We start from the raw sequence: 21,412 nt of genomic DNA, 5'->3' as shown, positions 1-21,412 counted from the left end.
CCTCCCTGCGTCACGAGCCCGGCGTAGCCCTCTCATCATGGTCGACGCTCCACTTCCATCCTGTTCGCCGCGCGGCAAATGATCCACGAGCCTGCGGCGTACCCAGCAAGGGGATTACCCGCCGAGGCCGAGTCGACGTTAAGCCAAAGGATCGCCTTATTGGATGAGAAGAAGGCCGACGACGGGGAACGACGAACGATTTGCAGCGAAGCTGAGAAAGCCTCACGCCACCTGGTCGATATGGTCGAGCCTGACCGTGTTCGCAGGATGAGCTGGCTCTCTGTGAGCGTATGCTAATTGGCGCACAAGAGGCGGGCCGAGCAAGGGAACCGAGCTTTGCCACTTTTTCCCGTATTCTTACGGACGCGTTAACCATTCTTAGGTATGCGCGCGATTTGCATTTTGTGCCAAAGTGTACGTATCAGGATTTTGCCAACAACCTTCCTGGGGCTAGAGCAAGCGCCGCTCGCATGTATTTTAAGCGGGCGGCGTTGCGTTGAATCCTTACAAAAATTGGCTCCGCACTTGGGGTTAATCCGCCCTCTCCGCGGCGCGCTTCCTAATAAGGATCAATCGCCCGCTCACCGCTGCCTCAGTCCGCCCGAGCTTCTGAGCGATCTCGCGCTGCGTGAGGCCTGTTTCTCGAACCAATTGCAGTAGTCGCTGTTCGTCCGCTGCGGACCACGCGGGCATTGGAAACTCCCCAAAATTGTTCCGTCCTGAAATGTCGGAGAGGATCGCAGATATTGGCTAGCCTGTCTGTCCGGTTTTTCACCGGGCTCTAATCTGTCGCAGGGCGTGTCCTTGCCACAACGAGCACGAGTAGAGCGCTATCCGTATCCAGGCCCCGTGTCCTGATTTGATTCTTGGCGTGTCCTAGTTCGGATTAGACGAACGGGATGTGCTCAGCCCATCTTTTCCATCGGTCGCCGTCTGTTGTCATAGCTTGTTCCCGTCAGGTTCCCCATGAGATGATCCCCGCCTCTTGCGGGGAGGCCTTCCATGAAGAACATGCAGGCGCGCTTGGAAAAACTTCGGATCGAGGCGGAAGAGTGTGAGCTAATCAGCAAGCTGGCGACCAGTCCGACTAAGAAAGAGCTATTCGCCAAGCTGGCAGCTCATCATCGGACACTGACCGATGAGGTCGAGCGGACGATAAGAGCAACAAAGCCTTAGTTCCCTTAACAACATAGGATGCATCGGCGCATTGTCTGCGTCACGCTGTCGGCTGGGAGACCGAGCGCGCGCCCGCTGCCGAAGCAATAAGCGCGGCCATGGCCGACACCGATCGCGCTTCGCGCGTGCACCATGAGGCTTTCCAAGATTACGTAGGGCGCGTTTGTGAGCTGATCTCGCGGGCTGCGGAATTACTTAGAGTGCCAGGCCGGACGCCTTCATCGGCCGCAAGACGCGGGAGCCTTCCCTCCAAGGAGGAGGAGCAACTCACCAATTGGAGCGCTCGTCCGCCTGCTGCTAAATGAGAGCATGGATGACTTATTGAAACCGGCCGATCAGTTGATGCTTGGAAGGCGCCGGTCTGTACAGCTCAAGCTGGCTAAATGATCTCGAAATACCGCCGGCGTTCAAAGTCTGTGACCCGATGTTGAACGGCCTCCCATTCCCAACGGCGGGAGCAAGAAAACGCTTCAACAAACCTTTCACCGAAGACATCATTGGCTGCCGGAGACTGTGCAAACCGATATGTTGCCTCTGCCAAGCTTTGAGGCAGCCTCCCAGACGGAAGGCAGGCCTCCGCGCTTGCATCACCGACGATCGAAGCCGGGAGCGCCGCGTTTGTCTCGATACCCAATATGCCGGAACCGATGGCACATGCGAGGGCAAGATATGGGTTCAGGTCTGCACCGGGCAGCCTGTATTCGAGACGATGTGCAGACGGGTCTCCCGGAATGACGCGTACCGCGCAGGATCGGTTGTCGATTCCCCAGCTCGGATAGATTGGTGCCCAACAACCAGGTACCAATCTCTTGTAGCTATTGAAATTCGGCACAGCGAGCACACAGAAATCATTCATGTATTTCAATTGTCCGCCGATGAATTGCCTCATGAGCTTCGAGACGTTGCGAAACGCCTCACTATCGTAAAACACATTCTGACCATCTGCGGACATCGAGACGTGAATATGGCCGGACTGGCCCGGCCAATTCTCTGAAACCTTGGCCATGAATGTAGCCATCATGCCGCGCGTCTGCGCCCAGGCCTTTATCATCGACTTGAATATGATTGCTCGATCGGCGGCTTCCAGGGCATCACAATGACGAAGTGACGCTTCAATCACGCCTGGTCCCGTTTCAAAGTGCAGCCCGCTGAGAGGGATTCTGGACTTCTCACAAAGCGCCAGGATCTCACCGAACAGCTCCCTGTGCGCGACAGACCGCGCAATCGAGTAGCCGAATGGGCCCCGCGTCAAAGGAGCCCATTGGCCGAACGGCTTGTCTTCAATTATGTCGGCGTTCTCCTTGAACAGCATAAACTCAAACTCGAACCCGGCGCTGCAGCTGTATCCGCGGTCGGCAACCCTTTGCAGGACTTTACGCAGAATACCGCGCGGGCAGACGCTCTCATGTGCGCCCGCAAACTCAGCCAGATAGAGATATTGATCGCCGGCATAAGACACCGAACGGCCGGTGCCGGACAGAACGCGCAGATCGGCGTCCCCAAATACTGACTGCGGCTCTTGCGTGAAGCCCGCCGGAATGACGCGGTCCGAACAATCCCACGCGAGCACCGCTTCAGAGAACTTGATGACCTTATTCCCGACGGAAAGATCTTCACCCAGGACGTGTTTGCCTCGAAGGATGCCATCGAAGTCGCTCACACCGATCATCGCCGCAGCGGCTGAATTCGTGCAACTGTCGCAGATGCCGGTCATTGGTTCGCTTCCTGCGGCACCAAATCGAACACCTGGTCCATCCGCATCGCACGCAGTTGGCGATAATCTTCCTCAAGCTGTATCAGGTCGTTGTTCACGAGATACACAATGCCTGGCGTCGACGCCAAGTCGATCGTCGGAACCAGGTTTTGCCCTATCGGAACGAACGCAATGGCATCCGCGAAGCTCGGCAGCTTGCCGATCGCATCGAGTCCGGGATAGCCGGCAACAACACCGCCCATGTCGGAGATCAGCGAGACGCACAGTGCATGAGCCTGCCGCTTGTAAACCCCGCGTCGCCTCATATACCCAGCAAAGCCTTTGGGATCTGCGTAACGCCACGCGGTGAGCGTCAAATGGTTATGGCCCAACGCCATCGTCCTGGCTTTTGCCGACATGGTTCCTTGCAGCCTCGCTCCGAAGTCGACCAGAACCGGTCCCCGATCATCGACGATGATCTCGGCATGAGCAGGTCCGTCGGTGATCCGAAGCGCCCGCAGCGCACGTTCAAGGTAGTCGGATAGTTCAAGAACGATTGGCTCCTTACCTCCCAATAACCGCTCGAGTGAGCAGACCGAAGACGCGCCCTCAATAGGAACAGTGTCATAGGTCCAGGCCTCCGTGACGAAGGTCTCGCCGTCGATCGAGACGGCATTTACGGTATATTGCTGGCCGTTGATTTTCTCCTGTCCAAGCGCCAATTGATTGAGCGTTCCGACACGGTTCGTCTTACCGACGATCGCGGTTACAGCGCGCTGAATATCGGCATCCGTCGAGCAAAAGAACACGTCCTCCGTGCCTGTGCTGTTCAGCGGCTTGATCACAAGCTCATCGAAGGTCTCTTGACGCTTCCATCTTGCGATCACTTCAGCATTGTCGGACACCACTTGTCTGATCGATCGCACGCCTGCTGAGGCCAACGCTTCAGACAGGCGCGATTTGTCCCGTCGGGCGGCCGAAAGGGCGGTGCCATTTGAAGGCAAGCCCAGCCGCTCCGAGATCGAATCGGCCAGCTCAACTCCTGTCTCGCACCCCGCTATGACGAACTCCAGCTCCCTGCCCTGGAGAGCCCGAAGATGATATTCAACGATCTCGTCGTACCCCATGCGCTCGGGCGGGCGAATGACTTCATCATACAGATTAGCATTGAAATGCGATTGAAAGATCGACGGAATCTGTGCAGCCGACATCACATGCACTGTTGAAATTCCATACCGCTTGAACTCTTCCGGCAAGAAGCGGCCGGTCGAATATGCGTCGACGATTACACAGTTTCGCTCGTTCATGCGGACCTCCGGTACTGCAAACAGACGTTGCCGACGGCAACAGCCGTGATGAGAACATTTCCAACGAACGTATGCGGCGAAGGCACGATACGAGAATCGAAGTACTGGAACAGAAACGTGATGACAGGAGCGGTGGACAGGACCATGTTGACCGTGAAGGGCTCGACGCGGCGAATACCCTCCTGGAACAAGAGCAATGGAACGATGATCGTGGATAGCCCAATCGTTGCGATCGCAAGCCAATGTTGCGAGATCTCGAGCACGATGGAGGAATGGTCGACCAGTCCCAGCAGCAAAAGGATCGTTCCGTAAAAACGATGCGCCAACACCTGTCGACCCGAAAATCCGCGGTCGAATAGCAGCTTGACGAGTATATTTGTAAGAGCGAGCGATAGGCCGGCCACGATTGCCAAGACGATGCCGAAGGACGATCGAGCTCCCCACTCCACGCCAGCGTTGCCGGTTGCCGAGATCCATATCATGTAACTTCCAACTGCCGCGATCGTCACGCTCACGACGATATCGGATGCTGGAGGAACGCCCTGGCGCCTGATCAGCGCGTTTAACCACACCGTCGCAGCGGGTCCTAGCGCCACCATGAACGCGACGACGATCGCCGGTTCGGTGTATTTCAGGCCGATAAACAACCCGATCCAACTGATCGCGGTCACGACATTGAGCGACACGAACACCAGGAGCGCCGACTTCGCAACCCGTGCCGTTTCTCTCTCGTGACCTGCCAGCAGATTAAATGTCAGACAGACCGCGGCAAAGGACACGAGGAGAGCGACGAACGCATCCGCCCGCTGAAAATACGATGCCGCATAAACTTCGCCTGCCGCGCTCAGGACGACATAGAGCGCTACAAAGAGAACTCCCAGAGCGAAGCGTCTTGTCAATCGCCCACCCGTCCTCTGCGGGCGGGGCGGCGCGGCCCGCCCCCCGGACCACGCTTGTCCACCAGTTCCGGAAGACTCACCTTTCGACCTGGGCGGACCGCGCTTGGTTTGAAACGTCACAATCCGCCTCTAATGTTTCTTTGTTTGGTAGTACGCAACACACGCCTCTCCAAAAGCCGTGAACAGTCGCTGGCTCAGGAGATCAGTTGAGGCGTGCCATTCGGGGTGCCATTGCACACCGATTTGCAACGTCGGCGCGCCGATGACCGAAGCCGCTTCGACCAGTCCGTCAGGCGCCCATGCCTCGCGCCTCAGTGCGGCGGCAAGCAGCTCGATGCCTTGATTATGCAGGGAGTTCACTTGCGCTTCGATGGCGCGCACGATCGGAAAGAGCGCACCATCAGGAGATATCCTCACGCTGTGCGCGGCATCGTACTGACGGTCTCTTGGACGATCTGGTTTCTCGGCATGCATCAGGCCACTTCCCAGTCTCCACTCAGCAAGCGATGGATGGAGAGTGCCGCCAAAATAGACGTTGAGCTCCTGAAGCCCGCGGCAGATGCCCAAGATCGGCATTCCGAGCGCGATGGCGCTCCCAATGGCTACCGCAGAGAGCCTATCCCGCGGGCGGTCACGAATTCCACCATCAACGTCCTGTTGGTCAGCCGGCGGAAGTGATGCAGGTGCCTTCAAGACGGCAGGGTCAATATTCGATTCATCCCCTGTCAAAACCAGACCGTCGAGCGCGCCCATGATCGCCAGGCCGACCTCTAGCCTCACATCTTCCGCGTCGATCGTCGGCAATATGACGCATGCCACGCCCGCATGATGAAGGAGGGCCTTGAGGTATTTTTGCCGTAGCCAGTCGCGATGCACACCATCGACCAAAAGACGGTTCGAGGTGACGCCGACCACGGCGCGAGCGTTGTCTGAGCGTTGCAATGTCACGCCACGTGCCCCTTCGCATGGGCATCAGCAAGCGATTGCTCATACAAGCGTCGATTTCGCTCCTTCAACTGAGTTATGACACTGGGTTGACCTTGCGGCCCCTTGACGAAGAGCCCTCCCCAGCTCGCGGCAACCTTTGCGTAACCCGGATCCTGCATCCGGATCTTCTGGGCCTTGTGCAACAGCCAGAATGGGATACCCGGCGAGAGGTGATGCTCGAGGTGATACTCGTCCAGGTTTTGTCCAAGGATCGCCCGCTCCAGGAAATTGCCTTTCCGATTCCTGGTTAGATAGACGTTCTTCGTTTCGCTCTCGCACATCGGCGAGTGCTCGGCGAGCTCGACAAACCAGCCAAGAACCTGAAACGTTGTGAGATAGGGGACGATCCAAAACAGGATCACGATGTGGAGCAGCCCAAGAGCGTATGATCCGGCCAGGATGCCGATCCAGAAGAGGTAAAAGCCATACTTGTCGACAAGTATGCTTGACCGGCTCTGGTCCTCGGAATCTGTGATCGAAAACCGGTTGGTCCAGAGATACTTCAGGTAGGCCAGTGTCGCGCCACCAAATATCGGCTTCCAGATGATATTGAAGGCGTACCGCTTGGGAGGCTGGACGTCGTAAACACCATTGGCCATGAAGAACTTCAGGTCGGGATCCTTCTCCGGGTCGCCGAGATACGGATGATGCAGATAGACGTGCGAGATCCGGTAGGCCCAGTGGCGCTGGAACAGGGGATAGGCCGCGAACAGAATGCCGAGGACGTAGTTCCAGGTCGTGTTCTTCGCGAGCGTACGGTGAGCCGCATCATGAGCGATCGTCGTCAGGCCGCGCTGGTAGGCACCGATCAGAAGAACGGCGAGCGGGTACAGCCACCAGGAGACGCAGAGCGTCGCGAGCGTGCAAGCGGCAATTACAGCGTAATCCTTGGCGATGTAGATCGCTCCCATCACATTGTCCGGCCTCAGCTCGGACAATTGCTTATTGATCTCCCGGCTGAACTGAACAGCCTCATAACGAGACGACCTCAGTTTCCAAGCGTCTGCCTGATTCATGAGAACCTCCTCCTGATCGCCTTACAAGTTGTCAGATTGCGGAAAGCGCCCTGTCCAGATCGCGCACGATGTCGTCGACATCTTCGATGCCCACGCAAAGTCGGATCGAGCCGCCAAATATGCCGGCGGCTTCGCGCTTCTCCCGCGGAACAGTGGTGTGGGTGGTCGAAACAGGATGCGTTACGAGCGTACGGGCGTCCCCGACATTCGAGACGTGATACATCAGGTCGACATTCTGGATGAATTTCCGCCCGGCCTGCTCGTCCTCAACTTCGAACATGACCATCGCGCCGTGTCCGTATGCGGGATTGAGTGTCTGGTCGACAGTTTCCCGATCGGCTCCCTCGAACAGCCCCGGGTAGAAGACGCGGCGCACTTTTGGATGCTCCTTAAGAACGTCGGCCACGATCCTGGCGTTTGCGCAGTGCTGCTTCATGCGAAGGGGCAGCGTTTCAAGGCCTTGGATCAGCTGAAAGCTCGCAAAGGGGGCAATGGCCGCGCCAGTATCGCGCAACCAGGTCATGCGAGCCTTCAAGAGAACCTCGCTTTTTCCGAGATCGTCGACATCTTGCAGCGCGTTGCGCCAGATGATCCCGCCATGCGCCTCGTCAGGACTGTTGAACAAGGGAAAGCGAGAGGCGCCGCGGTAGCTGAACTTGCCGTTGTCAACGATCAGACCGCCCAGCGTTGTGCCATGGCCGCATATGTATTTCGTAGCGGAGTAGGTCGTAATCGCAGCACCGAGATCTGACGGCCGACATACCAGCGGGGTCGTCGTATTATCCACCACCAACGGAACGCCGTGCTTTCGGCCGATCTCAGCCAGCTGTTTGACCGGAAGCGGAATCAGGCAAGGATTTGAAATCACCTCTCCGAACAGGCAGATCGTGCGATCATCGATGGCACGTTCGAAGGTCTCGGGCCTTCGGGGGTCTGCCGTTCTGACGCTGATACCAAGACGCTTCAGCGTGTTATGGAGCAGATTCCACGTGTTGCCATAGAGATACGGTGAGGCGACGATATTGTCCCCCACCTCGCCGCTTGACAGGTTGACGATGGCAAGGAAGGTTGCCGCTTGACCTGATGCGACGGCGAGCGAGTCGCTTCCCATGTCGACCGCGGCATACCTTTTTTCCAGCGCGCGGGTCGTCGGGTTGATGATCCTCGTATAGGTGAATCCATCAGCCTTGACGTTATAGACGTCCGCAATGTGATTCAGATCGCCATCAAGTTCGTAAGCCGTGTTCTGATAGATCGGCACTGCGACAGCTTTCGTCACCGGATCGCGTCGGTAGCCGGCGTGCAGAACAGCAGTTTCGGCAGAGAACGGCAGCTGCGAGTCCTTTGCGAAGGACGATGACATCTCGACCCCACGCTCGCAGGCCTGGCGGGTTGACGGCGTCCCCATGGATGAAGCCGGGCCGGACCGAAAATATGTACGAAAGGCGCACCCCAACTGCTCGATCCAACTGGGCTGGATCTCGCCAATGCAGCCGACCCGAAAACTCCGCGTCGCAAGATGCAGCTTCGAGTAGATATAAAGATTGTGGGCCGCCAAGTGACGATATAGCCCATCGAAGCCTGCCTGATCCGCGATTCCGGACGGCGCGCTGAACGCGACGCAGACCGGAGACTGCAATTCGGCGGATAGCAGCGGAGACACTACCCCTTCGAGTTCTTGGACGAGATCGTCTCTGACCTTCTCATACCTGCGGCGCCTGGCATCAATGCCCTCCCCCTCCAGAATCTCCAAAGCCTTCGTTGTTGCCTGAACGATGTGGGTGGGTGGGGTCGATCGCCACTCTCCGGTACGCTCGAGCGAGAGCCATTGGTCTCTCACGTCGAGCACAAATGACCTTGGTTCTTGAACCGCTTTTTCCAGCAGCTCGCGAGACGCGATGACAAAAGCTACTCCTGGCGGCCCTTCGATGCACTTATTGCTCGATGTGACCAGGACATCCGGTCCACCACGGCTTAGGTCGATGTCAATCGCGCCAAAAGAGCTCATGCCGTCGACGATCGTCTTCACACCACGCCGCCTCGCCTCCTCTATGATCGCGTCAAGCGGATTGACGATTCCGGTTGTTGTCTCGCAATGCACAAGACATAGGTGAGTAACGCCGGGATTTCGGCTCAGCTGCTCGGCAACTTCCTGGGGGTCCAGGGGCTCGGTCGCTCGCTTGACAAGCTTCAGCGCTTCGACGCCCCACAGCCGCAGAATCTTGAAAATGCGCTCGCCATAGATGCCGTTTATGCAAACGAGCGGCTTGTCGTTCCTGGACACGAATGAAGAGAGCGCGGCTTCCATTGCAAAGGACCCGCCCCCCTGAATGGGGACCACCGAATAGTCCTTGGCACCTCCCAGCAGATTGAGCATCAGCCGCCTCATGCGGGCGGTCACTTCCTTGAACTCACCATCGCGCGATGCGAGGTCGAGCAGCATCTGGCTCCTGACCGCCAGCGACAGCGACAATGGACCAGGCGTCAGCAGAGAGCGTTGTCTAGTCACACCAATTCCCCTTAAACCGTATTCGTCGATGGATCTGAAGCGCGATGATGCGACCTCACCCCCTTGGGCGCAGGCTTTCTCGATTCATCTGCTGCTGGGAGAAACACCATAGGCGCGGGCAAGCATCGCCAGCAGCCCACCACATCATGCATGCAAGGATTTGAGCGCCATCGCATTGCTAGCTAGGCGTCGATCGGTTTACGCCAAACCGTGCATTCAGGCGAACGTTGAGGTTCGGACGAACGTGCACATCGGGTCCATCGCGTGCGGATATCGATCCGCGCCTGACGGACATGATGCGTTCCGTTGCTGATGAGCCTGATCCTGCGTGAGCCTGAGACTTGGGACATTCGCATACTGTCACTCGTTGGAGAATTCGGGACGTTGACGACCTTTGCCGTCCATTTTCAGATCGTACAACTTGACGTTAGGTGCGTTTCAACCCTCTCCCGAACTCTTCTCGTGTGAATTTTTTCTGACGTGCACCTCCAAAAGGAGCGATAAGCCAACTCGAGCGGCTGAACGATGTGATTTGCGGCAAGCGAGCTCGGAGTTTTCATAGTTCGACGTCAGGATCGTCCCGCAGTCCATCATCACGGCGGTGGGCGTGTCGTGGTTGACGGCTGATCCAGAGTGTCGCCGCGGGGAGTGCGCCGTCGTGGAGCTCGAATGCTCAACTCGATCGCGGAGCAGCTCAACGGCTTGCGGACCGATGAGCCTGCCCGCAGTCATGAGGCGTTTGACCTCGACGGCTAGCTCCTTCGAGCCGTTCTGCTCGGTTGGCTCCTCTGCTAGATCTGCCAAATGTCGAGCGCACTCTCGATCCGGCGTCCGGCTCGAGGCCGGTGTCGCTCAAGCTCAAGACAGAGCGTCGAAAATGCCGGAAATCGAGCCAGCGATAGCCTCGCCCTTAGCGTCTACCCCCTCGCTGGGGCCGTTAGCGGCCTTGGGTCGAGTTTTTCCCCACGAGAACTGACGCCAGCAAGCTGCAGGCTCATTGAGGAGGTGAGCGGTCCGGCATGAATTGAGTGTGGGGGGCGACCCGCGTCGCGAGCCTGTCCCGCGGCTTTCGCATTGTCCCCTGCCGGCCCGCCTCGTGCAGACATGTTCACAGCCAGCCCCGCAGACGGCCCTTTGAAGCTCGCGCGCAGGTGAGGGATACGGCCCAAACTGAAGACAGCGCGCCGGAGGGTAGGCCTAGCGCCCGAGCGTCGGGACAGGCTGCTCCTGCTTCCCAAGTCAATGTACTGGCAAACAATTGCGCCGGATGCGGCTAGACCCGGAGGAACGAGTTGCCCTTCTTCATCGTGCGCGAGAGATCGAAGCTGGATGTCCGAGACGCCGGCAGCTCGGTTACGAGAGCCTAGGCATGACGCTAGTCGGACGCGCGGGAAACGGCATCAAGCGAAACTTCAAGCTACTGGAAGTCGGACTTCCTCTCTGGCCTTTGTCCTGGCGTCATAGATTCTGACCTGGAGCATGGGACGGCGCTTCTTGAGCTCCTGGGCTCCTGCGAAGGCCCCATCCCTGGTTGCGAATTCGGTTTTCAATTGACCGTCGATTTCGAGCACATAACCAGAAGCGGGCAATCGACGTGTGGACGCAACCATTTTGTTCCTTTGGAGCCTGAGTCTGATTGATGCCTTTGCTTAACCTGAGTCGCCGTGGCCGGGCCAGCAGGTTAGTGGGGGGCATCTCCTGCTATCGATGGTGCGATGCGAGGTGACAGGTTTGACGAACACTAACGGCCAAGAATTGCGCGAGCCATCAACACATCGATCACGGCCTGGGCCATTTGCTCAGGTGTCTGCTCCATGGTCCTGAGATGAATTTCGGGTCTTATCGGCGCTTCATAGGACGCATCGATGCCGGTGAAGTTCTTGATCTTACCGGACTTCGCCTTTGAATAAAGACCTTTGGGATCGCGACGCGCGCATTCTTCGATCGGCGTATCGACAAAGACTTCGACAAACTCCTCCTTGCTGACCAGACTGCGCACCATGTCTCGTTCGCTCCTGTGGGGCGAGATGAACGAACAAATTACGATCAAGCCACTGTCCGCCATCAGCTTGGCAGCCTCCCCGGCGCGCCGAATGTTTTCCATGCGGTCGACCTCGGAGAAGCCGAGGTCCGCATTTAATCCGTGCCGCAGGTTGTCCCCATCCAGCAGCATGGCATGCCGGGACATTGCGAACAGCTTTTGATCGACGATGTTGGCAATCGTCGATTTTCCTGCGCCGGACAGGCCGGTGAACCAAATGATGCAGGGCTTCTGGTTCTTGAGGTCGGCCCGCTCCTTCCGTCCCACTGCAACGGGTTGCCAAGCGACGTTGGTCGCCCGCCGCAGTGGACATGCGATCATCCCGGCCGCGACCGTACGGTTTGTATACCGGTCGATGACGATAAATGATCCGGTCTTGCGATTGGCCTCGTAAGGATCGAACGCCGCAGGCCGGGTGGTTGATATATTGCAAAAGCCGATCTCGTTAAGGCCAAGCGTCCCGGCTGACAGGTGCTCCCGTGTATTGACGTCGATCCGATGATTGATCGCGGTAATGCTGCCGGCTATGGTCTGCGATCCAATGCGCAGAATGTAATTGCGCCCGACAACGAGCTGGTCCTCATCCATCCAGATCAGATGAGCGGCGAATTGGTCGGCGAGCTCCGGCCGCTCGGTCGGACGTGCCAGGAGATCGCCACGGCCGATATCGATTTCGTCTTCAATGGTGATCGTGATTGCATCGCCGGCCTCGGCGCAGGTACGCTGCGACGACGATGTCGTCGCCCACCGAGATGCTTCCCGAAGCCACGGACCCGGCGTAGCCGCGGAAATCCAGGTCCGGCCGGTTCACCCACTGTACTGGAAAGCGGAAGGCCTGCCCGGAGCTGTCGCACCGGATATCAATACTCTCCAACTGGCCGAGCAGGCAGGGACCATCGTACCAGTGAGTGTTGCCGGAGCGGTCGACGACATTGTCGCCGTACCTGGCAGAGATCGGGATCGGAACGATCGATTCGAAGCCAAGATCGCTGGCAAAGGCCACATAGTCGGCGACGATCCGATCAAAGCTCTCTTTGCTGTAGTGGACGAGGTCGATCTTGTTCACTGCCAGGACGAGATGGCGGATACCAAGGAGCGAACAGATGAACGAGTGGCGCTTGGTTTGAACCAGCACGCCCTTGCGGGCATCGATGAGGATGATAGCGAGCTGGGCGTTTGAGGCGCCCGTTGCCATGTTGCGAGTATACTGCTCGTGGCCGGGCGTCTGCATCTCTGCGACGATGTCTTCGATCGTTCGTCGCGTCGGATTCAATAGCCCCGCTCAACGGATAGCAGCCCAGCGTGCGGAAACGGATCATCCGCATTTGTGGCGTCTCGCCAGACCGAAGCGGCAATCGCTTGTCGTCGATCATGATCGTCGCGCCATTTCGACGCACGATCGGTCTTTGCTTGGCGAAGTAGAGCGGGACGACCGGGATCTTCTCGCACATAATGTATTCCCACACGTCGAGCTCAGTCCAGTTTGACATCGCAAAAACGCGCATGGTTTCGCCCTGGCGAATCCGCGTATTGAACAGGTTCCAGAGCTCCGGCCGCTGATTGCGGGGGTCCCAGACGTGCCCGGACGAACGGAAGGAGAGTATCCGTTCTTTTGCGCGGCTCTTCTCCTCATCACGCCGGGCGCCGCCAAAGGCGGCATCGAATTCGTGGAGGTCGAGCGCCTGCTTCAGGGCGTCGGTCTTCATCACCCGGGTATGAAGCGCGGAGCCGGAGTCGATCGGATTGATCCCGCGCGCGATGCCCTCCTCGTTTACATGGACGATCAGGTCGAGGCCGAGGCGCTTGGCTGTCGCGTCCCGGAAGCTGATCATCTCACGAAACTTCCAGGTCGTGTCGACGTGAAGCAGGGGAAACGGGAGCTTTGCGGGATAGAAGGCCTTGATCGCAATATGCAGCATCACGCTCGAGTCTTTTCCGATCGAGTAGAGCATGACCGGCTTTTTGAACTCGGCGACCACGTCACGCATGATTTCGATCGATTCAGCTTCGAGACGGCGCAGATGTTTCGGCAGCATGTGTCTTCTACGATGCGGGATCTTTAGTTCGTTCAGTACCGCGTTTGCCTTGCGATAGGCCCGATAGGCGTTGCAGCGATCGGCTGCCTGCCATAGCGCATCGGCGTCCACCGGGTCAAACAGCGGATAGCGTCCATCCTTCGTTCGGCGTCTGCCAGCAACCAATCGAAGCGCGGCTGGACACGCGAGCCGGCGGACTTACTTCCGCTTGCCAGCTAGACAACGAGCTCGATAAGGCAGGCAGCACATTTTGACCATAGTCCTGGGAGGATCATCGCTCGTGATTGTTGCTCCCCTCCTTGAGCCGCACAATCTCGCCCCGCAGCGCCTCGATAACGGCGTCGCGATGCCGAACGGCCTCTTGCAGTGCACCTCGATCCGATTCCGAAGCCAAGAGTGCCATGCGCAACTGCGCCTCCATCGAACTCGTCAGCTCCTGATTTTGGTCGAAGTCGGTTCCGGATAGATGCTGCGCATCGTGCCCTGTGGACGCATTTGGTGTGGAGCATGAGTTCTCGATTGGCCGCCGAATGCCAGGGGTCAGCTTACCGGGGTTGGCTGAAATGCTCGACCATGCCCGTTCCTTGCTGAGGCGCAGATCCCACCACATTCGAAATATCTGACGATATAGCTCGGTGACCTCGCGCCCTTTATCAACCACCGCAATTCCGCTTCATATCCGAGCTGTATCATCAGCTCGACGCCGATCAGATCGGTTATCGTTTGCATCTCTTCGACGCTCAATTGGACCTGCCACGCGTCGACAGACTTCTCATCGACGGTCCTTCTTTCAAGGATTTTCCGATCTCCAAAGCTGCTGGAGTGAAGATAATCGGCCCGAGCCGTCGACGTAGCTGCGGTGTCTTTTGGATCACAGCCAAGGCCAGCGATGAGACGCTGGATTTCCTCCTCCGGACACGCCGCCAGGCGTTCGTACTGCACCACCATCGTCTGCCGGCGATCGCGGTGCGCAGCGAGTTTGGGCAGGCCGAGAACCAGATCAGCAAGCGAAGAGGCAATAACGTCAGGCAGGCGGAGCATGAGATCAGCAAGCGAGGACAAGCTGACCGAACGGGAGCTTTTCGCCTGAAGGGGGACTCCCCAAGTCGACTTCAGGGATGCGGCAATGGCGTAGGGATTGCGCATCAGAAGAATATGCGGCGCCTCAGGATAAAGAAGATCCAAATAGTCGAGCACCATCCAGTAGCGTGGTGTCTTGTCCACGATGATGCGCTTGCCCGCCGAGGACAGATACGCACCTGTCTCTTATACACATCTGACGCTGCCGACGAACGATGTGTATAAGAGACAGAGCCAAGGCTCTGGTGGAGCTGTAATTTCCGGATGCTGTTGGAGCAAATGCGCCAACAGCGTCGTTCCGGACCGTGGAAGGCCGAGCAGAAAGCAGACCGTGGCCCCGCGGTTTGCATCCTGGCTCAAAATACCGCTCCTGATGCGCTCGAGGAAAGCGCCCCCCGGACCACACACTTGTTCGCTCGAGGACGACGGCGGCCGCGCAATTTCCCATCGGCCGATCGCTCGCGACACTTTGCCATACGAGGAGGGAGGCGCCTGCAATTCATGGTCTGAATCCGTCGAATTGATGAATCGCGCAAGCGTTTTTGGCAATTGCAATCGGCAGCCTGCCGCCTACTCGCAAGGCTAGTTGTGACCAAAAGCCCGCTCAACTATACGAAGGCAAGCCGCCGATATGGAATCGGATGAGAAGACTATACTGCGGTTTATCGGGCAACCACCACACAACACTGTTGGCGAAGGCGTGAAGCGACGACACTAGCCCCAGGCAACCGAGCGTCAAGACGTATCGTCTCGGCTTCGGAAGCAATTTGCATTGGCTTCGATGATAGCCCACCGGCGGACCTCGTCGTTGAACTTGCCTTGTCGCTTATCGATCGCTTTCTGCATAATCGGCCCGATCTCATCGAGGCTGATGGTCTGCGCCCAACGGCTCGCGGTGCTGGACATTGCAGTCCGACCGCGTGGGAAGAGCAAGTCGTATCCTTTAATCAGAGGGAAAGATGGCGCGTCGAGATTTCGCGACACGCGGCGCAGATGTTCTAACGTTCCTCGCTCGAGACTTTGACCGCTCGATGATCCGGCAAAGGAGTGAGCAAGCCGGCGAGTAACCAATGAAGCAGACCATGGACGTCTCGTTGGTAGGGGCATCAATCTTACCGGCGTGTGGGATCGACCCGACAAGTGGATGCCGCCGGTTCGTCAAGACAATGAGCGCTCTGTTGCCGCAACTGCTCCGGCCAGTTCATGATTGGCACACTCCCCTTTCGTCCGTACCGTACCAAGCATTTGATTTGCCTGCTCTTACGGCGTTGTCGCCACTTCTCATTCGCGCTAAGGCAAGCTGGTAAAAGATGGAACCAGAGCTTCGATGCCGCCGGATTTGCCTGGCCCAGCAAACGCGCTTGGCAGTACCTCTACTGACGAACTGGAGACGATCCGGCCGTTCATGTGGGAGATCAGATCGATCAGTGCGTGGCTCGAAGAGCTTGCGAGATCCCGAGCCGATGTCCTTGGCATCACCGGGCCACAGTGGATGATCCTGATGGCCGTGGCCTATTTGGGGAAAGAGAATGGTGTCCCCGTCAACATGGTTTCAAAGTTGATGCACGTCGATCCTTCCTTCGTCACGACCCATTCAAAGCTGCTCGAGAAAAATGGATTCCTGCGGCGCAAGCACTGCGCAAGCGACGCTCGGGTCGTGCAGATGACGCTGACAGCCAAAACTCGTAAACGTCTGGCATCTTTGGCAGGGCAGGAAGCACTGGATGAGCTCGCTTCTGATGAATTCGGGGTTAACGGATCAAGCGAGTTCATTGCCAAGCTGGCTGCAGTCAGGCGTCGTCTGGAGAAGGTCTACCGCGAGAGCGGTTCTGGCCTTCCGAAGACCAAACGCACGTCCGTCAGAAATGATGCCACGTAGCCATGTCAACGCTTCCAGTCTTCGAGTTTTCCTTGAAGCAGCGCCGACGAAGGTGGTTGTGGTCCGTGCATACCGACGAGGGCAAGCAGATGATGACGGGCTCAGGGCGCAGCCGCTCGGCCGCCAGATATCAAGCCAACCGAGCGCTGTTTTTATTGCTGCTGAGCGCGCCGTATCGTTCCGAAGCTCGAGCTCACCAGCAGGCTGGGCGGGGCACTCTTGCGCCCAAATGATCTTCGAGGAACGCCCCACTCGCAAGGTTGTTTCTATCGGCTAACCCGTGGGCCCATGACTGCGCCGCGTCCCAATTTTTGCAGAATCCACTCTTAGGCCATAACGACGACCTTCTCAACTGTGGTCAGCCAAAGGGGACCGTCGCAGTAACAACGAGGTAGCTACGAGCCGACCCCTGATGAAAGCTGAACATTCTTGAGCGGTTTCGGGCGCGTCGTCTGTACAGACCTCGATGTGGCGGGAGCTGAATCTCGCGCTTAAGCAAATCGCGCAGAGCTGGCTTAGATCTGCGGGCTCATGTGACTTAGCGTGTCACCAGCTTTTTGCCGAGATATTGCCACAAAGCGCTTTCCAAAAATCTCATCGAAGATGCCGGACGCTCGAGGCCGCTCCGCCATCGCCAGGCTCCGCCCAGCACGTGGTGTGAAAAGCCCATCTTCATCTGCAAATCGATCGTCGGTCGAAGCCACGAAGATCTTTGACGCGCCGCCGATCGTGGACACACACGCCCTGCCCTGTGTTGGAGAAGCTCCTTGTTGAGGTAACCGCCCCTAACGTCGTAGGTGAGAAGCTCTCCTCTCATCAGCCAGCTGAGGACTCCGGGACCTCGTCAAAGCTGATCGGCTGCAGAACCAAGCGGCCAGTCCTCTGGCAGGTACACGCCGAGAAGCAGACCAGACGTTCGTCGTAGCAGGAATGCAGACTGTACTCACTGAGTTCGCTGGATTCGATCACCTCACTTTATAAAGCTCCGACAATGCTACGTTCTCGGACAGCAGCAACAATCGCGGCGCTGAAATCGATAGGAAATTACCCGGGCTCGAAGCTGGTTGATCAACGGTTGGGCGGAACCAGCTGTTGCGACACAATCCAACAGCCAATAAGGGCGGCCCGGGAGCCGCCCTACTGTAGCAATCAACAGCGCAGCCCAATTAGCTACCGCTGATGTCCCAGTCCGATTCCGAGATGTAAGGCCTTCTGGCGTAGCGCACCGACAGAGCGTTTGGTCATTTTTGATATTTTCGTGACCGGGGTCCGAGCCTTTGAATGGACCTTGAGTTCTTTGATATCTGCCTTAGTCCACTCGCGCCGCTTAACGCGTTTCTTGGTTGCTTTTTTCACAATGAATGCTCCTTTTGAGAGGAGCGGCTTCTAACATAGTTTTTTCACAGCGACGACCGTAAAAAGGAGGCAAGCATAGACCTCGCGCAAAGGTGCAAGGCTCTGTCATGTGTTCAGAAGCAATAGCTACAGCGCCTTCCCAGTTGTTAGTTTCGTGGAGGTTTTCGTATCGAGAAATTTGGCCATGAATTGGCGTATCCAGTCTCCTAATTGACACATCGTTGTTGGAACCTAGCAGGTTGTTACAAGTCTTTGAAACACCATGAGAAAGGGAATTGCGATTAGCCAGAGAACTTCAGGTAGGGTCGAGATTTGTATCCAGCTCAGAGGGGATCAGGCATTGAATCCGGCAGACACCATCGCGCTCTCATACTATGGTCATCGATAGCGAGTGGGCCACTGAGCAGCCGCTGCTGATCACGGCGCCCTGCCGCCATCAACAGGCTGCTAACCGTCCGACCTTCGCCTGTCCCACAGTTGCGGCGGTGGACCGCCTGGACGGGCGAGTTAGTACTCGCGTCGACGCCCGCTTCCACAAATGCGCTGGTCCGTTGGCACTATTTGGACCGGCACTGGAGGCTGATCGGGCTCCTCATCGGCGATGGCGCGCCAGGCCGCGCCGTCGAGATCGTCATATTGGCCGCTCTTCAGCGACCACAGAAAGCCAAGCAGACCGAGGAAGCCGAGTGAAAGGGCGAGCGGAACCAGATAGATCAGCACTTCCATCAGAGGGCCTCGCCTCTTCGCGCCCGCAGCGCGTTAAGCATGACCAGCACCGACGAGCATGACATTGCCGCGGCGGCAATCAGCGGCGTCACCAAGCCGGCGATCGCAACGGGCACAGCCAGGACGTTGTAGACGACAGCAAGACAGAGATTCTGCCGCATCAGCCGCAGCGCCCCGCGCGAGGCAATGACCGCCTTTATCACGGGCCCAAGATGCGCACCGAGGAAGATCGCATCAGCGACCGCCTGGCTCATATGGGTAGCGGTGACAGGCGACATCGAGGCATGGGCTGCTGCGAGCGCGGGCGCGTCGTTCAAGCCATCGCCGACCATCAACACCTTGTATCCCCTGCTCGTCAGATCTTCGACCCGGGCGACCTTGTCCGTCGGCGAGACGTTGGCCCGCCACTTGTGAATGCCAAGCGTCTCGGCCGCCCGCCGAACAGCCGGCTCGCGATCCCCGGAAACGATCTCCACCATGATGCCAAGGCGTGCGAGGCTTGTGACGACCTCGACCGCGTCCGGCCGCATCCTTTGCCTGATGGCAAAGACATGCCTCGCCTCGCCGTGGCTGAACGCGACGACGGAGGCCTCGGGATCATGGCACAGGATCTCGTCAGCGAGGCTGTCAGCGCCGCAGAACAAGGGGCGGCCCAGCCGGATCGGCGCGCCCTCATAGTAACCGCGGACGCCCCGTCCCGGCTCCTCTTCGATATCGGCCAACGGCTCGTTTGCGCCGGCAGCACGCGCCAGGGCGGCGGCGACCGGATGGCGGCTCGACAGCGCCAGCCGGCCCGCCAATTTGACGACATCCTCGGGAATGCCAGCGAGATTGGCGACATCGAGTTCAGGCAGCGTCAGCGTCCCGGTTTTGTCGAAGATCACCCGATCCACCTCGGCGATACGCTCGATTGCATCCCCGGCATTGAGCAGCACGCCGGAACGGAACAGTGCGCCGGCGGCCACCGTCTGCACCGCGGGGATAGCCAGACCCAGCGCGCAGGGGCAGGTGATGATCAAGACTGCGATCGCCGTGACCACCGAATTATGAAAGGTGGCGCCAGAGGCAAGCCAACCCAGCATGGTCAGGAAGGCCGTGATGTGAACGATCGGCGCATAGAGTCGCGACGCGCGTTCGGCGAGGCGCAGATAGCGCGAGCGCGCTTGCAGGGCATGATCGAGCAGCCTGGAAATCTCAGCAAGCAGTGTGCCGTCCGAGGTCGCCGCTGCACGGACGCGCAGGGTGCCGGACCGTACCAATGTGCCGGCGAACACCGCGCTGCCGGGCGTCGCGATCGCCGGCAAAGTCTCGCCGGTAATAAGGCTTTGATCGATCTCGGAGCTTCCCTCGATCACGTTGCCGTCGACTGTACAGCATTCGCCGGGGCGCACCAGCACGATGTCCCCCGGCTTGATCGCCGCCACCGGAACGGTTCTGATCTCGGTCGGGCTAATGAACTTCGCCGCAGTCTCCGCCTTGAGTGCTGCAAGGTTGCTGGCGAAGGCGCGGGTGCGTCGCCTCATGTTCTGGTCAAGATAGCGACCTGCGAGCAGAAAGGCGATCAACATGATCGCCGCATCGAAATAGGCGTGCTCGGCATGAGCGATGGTCTCGATCAGCGATGTCGCCAGGGCGAGCAGAATGCCGATGCTGATCGGAACGTCCATATTGGTTCCGCGCGCCCGCAGCACGGCAAAAGCGGAAGAGAAGAATGGTTGCGCACAATAAGCCGCGGCCGGCAGGACGATCAGCGCGGAGAGCCAATGAAAGAAGTCGCGCTGTTCCGGCAGCATATCCGAGACATTTCCGGACCATACCGGGATCGACAGCATCATCACGTTCATCGCGGCAAAGGCGGCGACGCCCAGCCGCCGCAGCAATTCCTGCGCTCTCTCCGCCTCCAGCGTCTCCGCATTGTCCCGCTGGAACGGATATGCCCTATAGCCTAATTCGGCGAGCCGCTTGACAAATAGAGCTGGATCGAGGGCTCCGGCCTTCCATTCGAGCGCCAGCCGATTATCGGTGAGGTTCACGCGTGCCGAGGTCACATCCGGAATGCTCGACAGATTGCGCTCGATCTTGCCCATGCAGCCCACGCAACTGATCCCCTCCACCGCAAGGTCAAGCTGGAGACGGCCCGCGCCTGTCCTCTTCAGAAAGTGAGAAAAGTCGATGTCGGACTGCATGTGCACACGCTCTCAATTCAGGACGATGCGGTTCTTCGACAGAAACATGCGGCGGTCGTCATCGTCGCCCTCGATCACGAGATCCCACTGTCCGACAGCGACGCCCGAGGCGCTGCCGCGGTAGATCCCAGCATTGGCCTGCGAGACATCAATCGCCCGATCGGCCCGGCGGTCGACCGGGCGCTCGAGGCGGGCCACGAAATTCATTCCGGCGAGAGGCGCACCTAGGCGGTCGCGCGCCTCGATCGCAAGCTCAGCTTCACCATCCGACTGCCGGTGGATGTATACCTGCACCTGCCAGTTTCGCTCGTTCTGCTGCCGTGCCGCGATGATCTCGCGCTGATAGGCGAGGCTCGCACGATAGGCGCTGTCAACCTCCGTCCCCGGCAGCGTAACGATGGCAAAGCGCATCATGACCAGATTGGCGCCGATCACGACCGAAAAGAACGCAAGGATCGCGATCAGGACGAAGCGCCCGGTAATGGGCCACGTGACTTGATTTGATGCGGTCATGGTCACAT

Annotated in this window: 15 protein-coding genes and 1 pseudogene; 2 read left to right on the top strand and 14 right to left on the bottom strand. The window is 58.3% G+C overall.

Features of this window, described 5'->3' with window-relative positions:
- Positions 1–531: 531 nt before the first annotated feature.
- Positions 532–693, bottom strand: a complete 162-nt coding sequence (locus IF803_RS30720) for a sigma factor-like helix-turn-helix DNA-binding protein (protein ID WP_018270246.1) — start codon at positions 691–693, stop codon at positions 532–534.
- A gap of 309 nt (positions 694–1,002) precedes the next feature.
- Here IF803_RS30720 and IF803_RS30715 point away from each other — a divergent pair, with 309 nt between their 5' ends.
- Entirely contained in the window at positions 1,003–1,176 is a 174-nt protein-coding gene (locus tag IF803_RS30715) for a hypothetical protein (protein WP_018270245.1), read from the top strand.
- A 379-nt stretch (positions 1,177–1,555) separates the two neighbouring features.
- Here IF803_RS30715 and IF803_RS30710 read toward each other — a convergent pair whose 3' ends face one another.
- The 10 genes and pseudogenes from IF803_RS30710 to IF803_RS30665 form a co-directional block, all read right to left on the bottom strand.
- The gene (locus IF803_RS30710; RefSeq protein WP_016841940.1) at positions 1,556–2,890 is read right to left on the bottom strand and encodes a glutamine synthetase family protein; all 1,335 of its coding nucleotides are present in this window, start codon (positions 2,888–2,890) and stop codon (positions 1,556–1,558) included.
- Positions 2,887–4,176, bottom strand: coding sequence for a hypothetical protein (locus IF803_RS30705; protein ID WP_016841941.1), 1,290 nt, complete (start codon positions 4,174–4,176; stop codon positions 2,887–2,889). The genes IF803_RS30710 and IF803_RS30705 overlap by 4 nt, the downstream gene beginning before the upstream one ends.
- Entirely contained in the window at positions 4,173–5,075 is a 903-nt protein-coding gene (locus IF803_RS30700; RefSeq protein WP_172648453.1) for a DMT family transporter, read from the bottom strand. Before IF803_RS30700 ends, IF803_RS30705 begins: the two co-directional genes overlap by 4 nt.
- 129 nt (positions 5,076–5,204) lie before the next feature.
- Entirely contained in the window at positions 5,205–6,023 is an 819-nt protein-coding gene (locus IF803_RS30695; RefSeq protein WP_016841943.1) for a gamma-glutamyl-gamma-aminobutyrate hydrolase family protein, read from the bottom strand.
- The gene (gene rtxC / locus IF803_RS30690; protein ID WP_016841944.1) at positions 6,020–7,078 is read right to left on the bottom strand and encodes a dhydrorhizobitoxine desaturase; all 1,059 of its coding nucleotides are present in this window, start codon (positions 7,076–7,078) and stop codon (positions 6,020–6,022) included. The genes IF803_RS30695 and rtxC overlap by 4 nt, the downstream gene beginning before the upstream one ends.
- 31 nt (positions 7,079–7,109) lie before the next feature.
- A complete protein-coding gene (locus IF803_RS30685; protein ID WP_016841945.1) occupies positions 7,110–9,521 on the bottom strand; it encodes a 2-aminoethylphosphonate--pyruvate transaminase in 2,412 nt (803 codons plus the stop codon).
- Positions 9,522–11,328: 1,807 nt separating this feature from the next.
- Positions 11,329–12,216 carry an adenylyl-sulfate kinase gene (gene cysC, locus IF803_RS30680; RefSeq protein WP_016841948.1) on the bottom strand — a complete coding sequence of 296 codons (888 nt, stop codon included), beginning with the start codon at positions 12,214–12,216 and terminating at the stop codon, positions 11,329–11,331.
- Between the two features lie 91 nt (positions 12,217–12,307).
- Positions 12,308–13,664, bottom strand: a pseudogene (gene cysD, locus IF803_RS30675) (sulfate adenylyltransferase subunit CysD).
- A gap of 540 nt (positions 13,665–14,204) precedes the next feature.
- Complete coding sequence (locus tag IF803_RS30670; protein WP_461194624.1) at positions 14,205–14,888, bottom strand: sulfotransferase; 684 nt, start codon at positions 14,886–14,888, stop codon at positions 14,205–14,207.
- 42 nt (positions 14,889–14,930) lie between these two features.
- A complete protein-coding gene (locus IF803_RS30665) occupies positions 14,931–15,152 on the bottom strand; it encodes a sulfotransferase (protein WP_461194625.1) in 222 nt (73 codons plus the stop codon).
- 919 nt (positions 15,153–16,071) lie between these two features.
- On the opposite strand from IF803_RS30665, the gene IF803_RS30660 reads away from it, so the two are divergent.
- A complete protein-coding gene (locus tag IF803_RS30660) occupies positions 16,072–16,623 on the top strand; it encodes a MarR family winged helix-turn-helix transcriptional regulator (RefSeq protein ID WP_018270242.1) in 552 nt (183 codons plus the stop codon).
- Between the two features lie 1,863 nt (positions 16,624–18,486).
- On the opposite strand, the gene ccoS is transcribed toward IF803_RS30660, so the two are convergent.
- From ccoS to IF803_RS30645, 3 genes are read right to left on the bottom strand one after another with little or no spacing between them, the layout of a single operon-like run.
- Positions 18,487–18,705 carry a cbb3-type cytochrome oxidase assembly protein CcoS gene (ccoS, locus tag IF803_RS30655; protein ID WP_018270241.1) on the bottom strand — a complete coding sequence of 73 codons (219 nt, stop codon included), beginning with the start codon at positions 18,703–18,705 and terminating at the stop codon, positions 18,487–18,489.
- Complete coding sequence (locus IF803_RS30650; protein ID WP_016841956.1) at positions 18,705–20,891, bottom strand: heavy metal translocating P-type ATPase; 2,187 nt, start codon at positions 20,889–20,891, stop codon at positions 18,705–18,707. The genes ccoS and IF803_RS30650 overlap by 1 nt, the downstream gene beginning before the upstream one ends.
- A 12-nt stretch (positions 20,892–20,903) precedes the next feature.
- A complete protein-coding gene (locus tag IF803_RS30645) occupies positions 20,904–21,404 on the bottom strand; it encodes a FixH family protein (protein ID WP_016841957.1) in 501 nt (166 codons plus the stop codon).
- Positions 21,405–21,412 lie beyond the last annotated feature (8 nt).

The organism is Bradyrhizobium sp. UFLA06-06 (assembly GCF_054820065.1).
The sequence above is the reverse complement of the archived record's forward strand: the minus strand, read 5'-3'. Positions and strand labels throughout refer to the sequence as shown.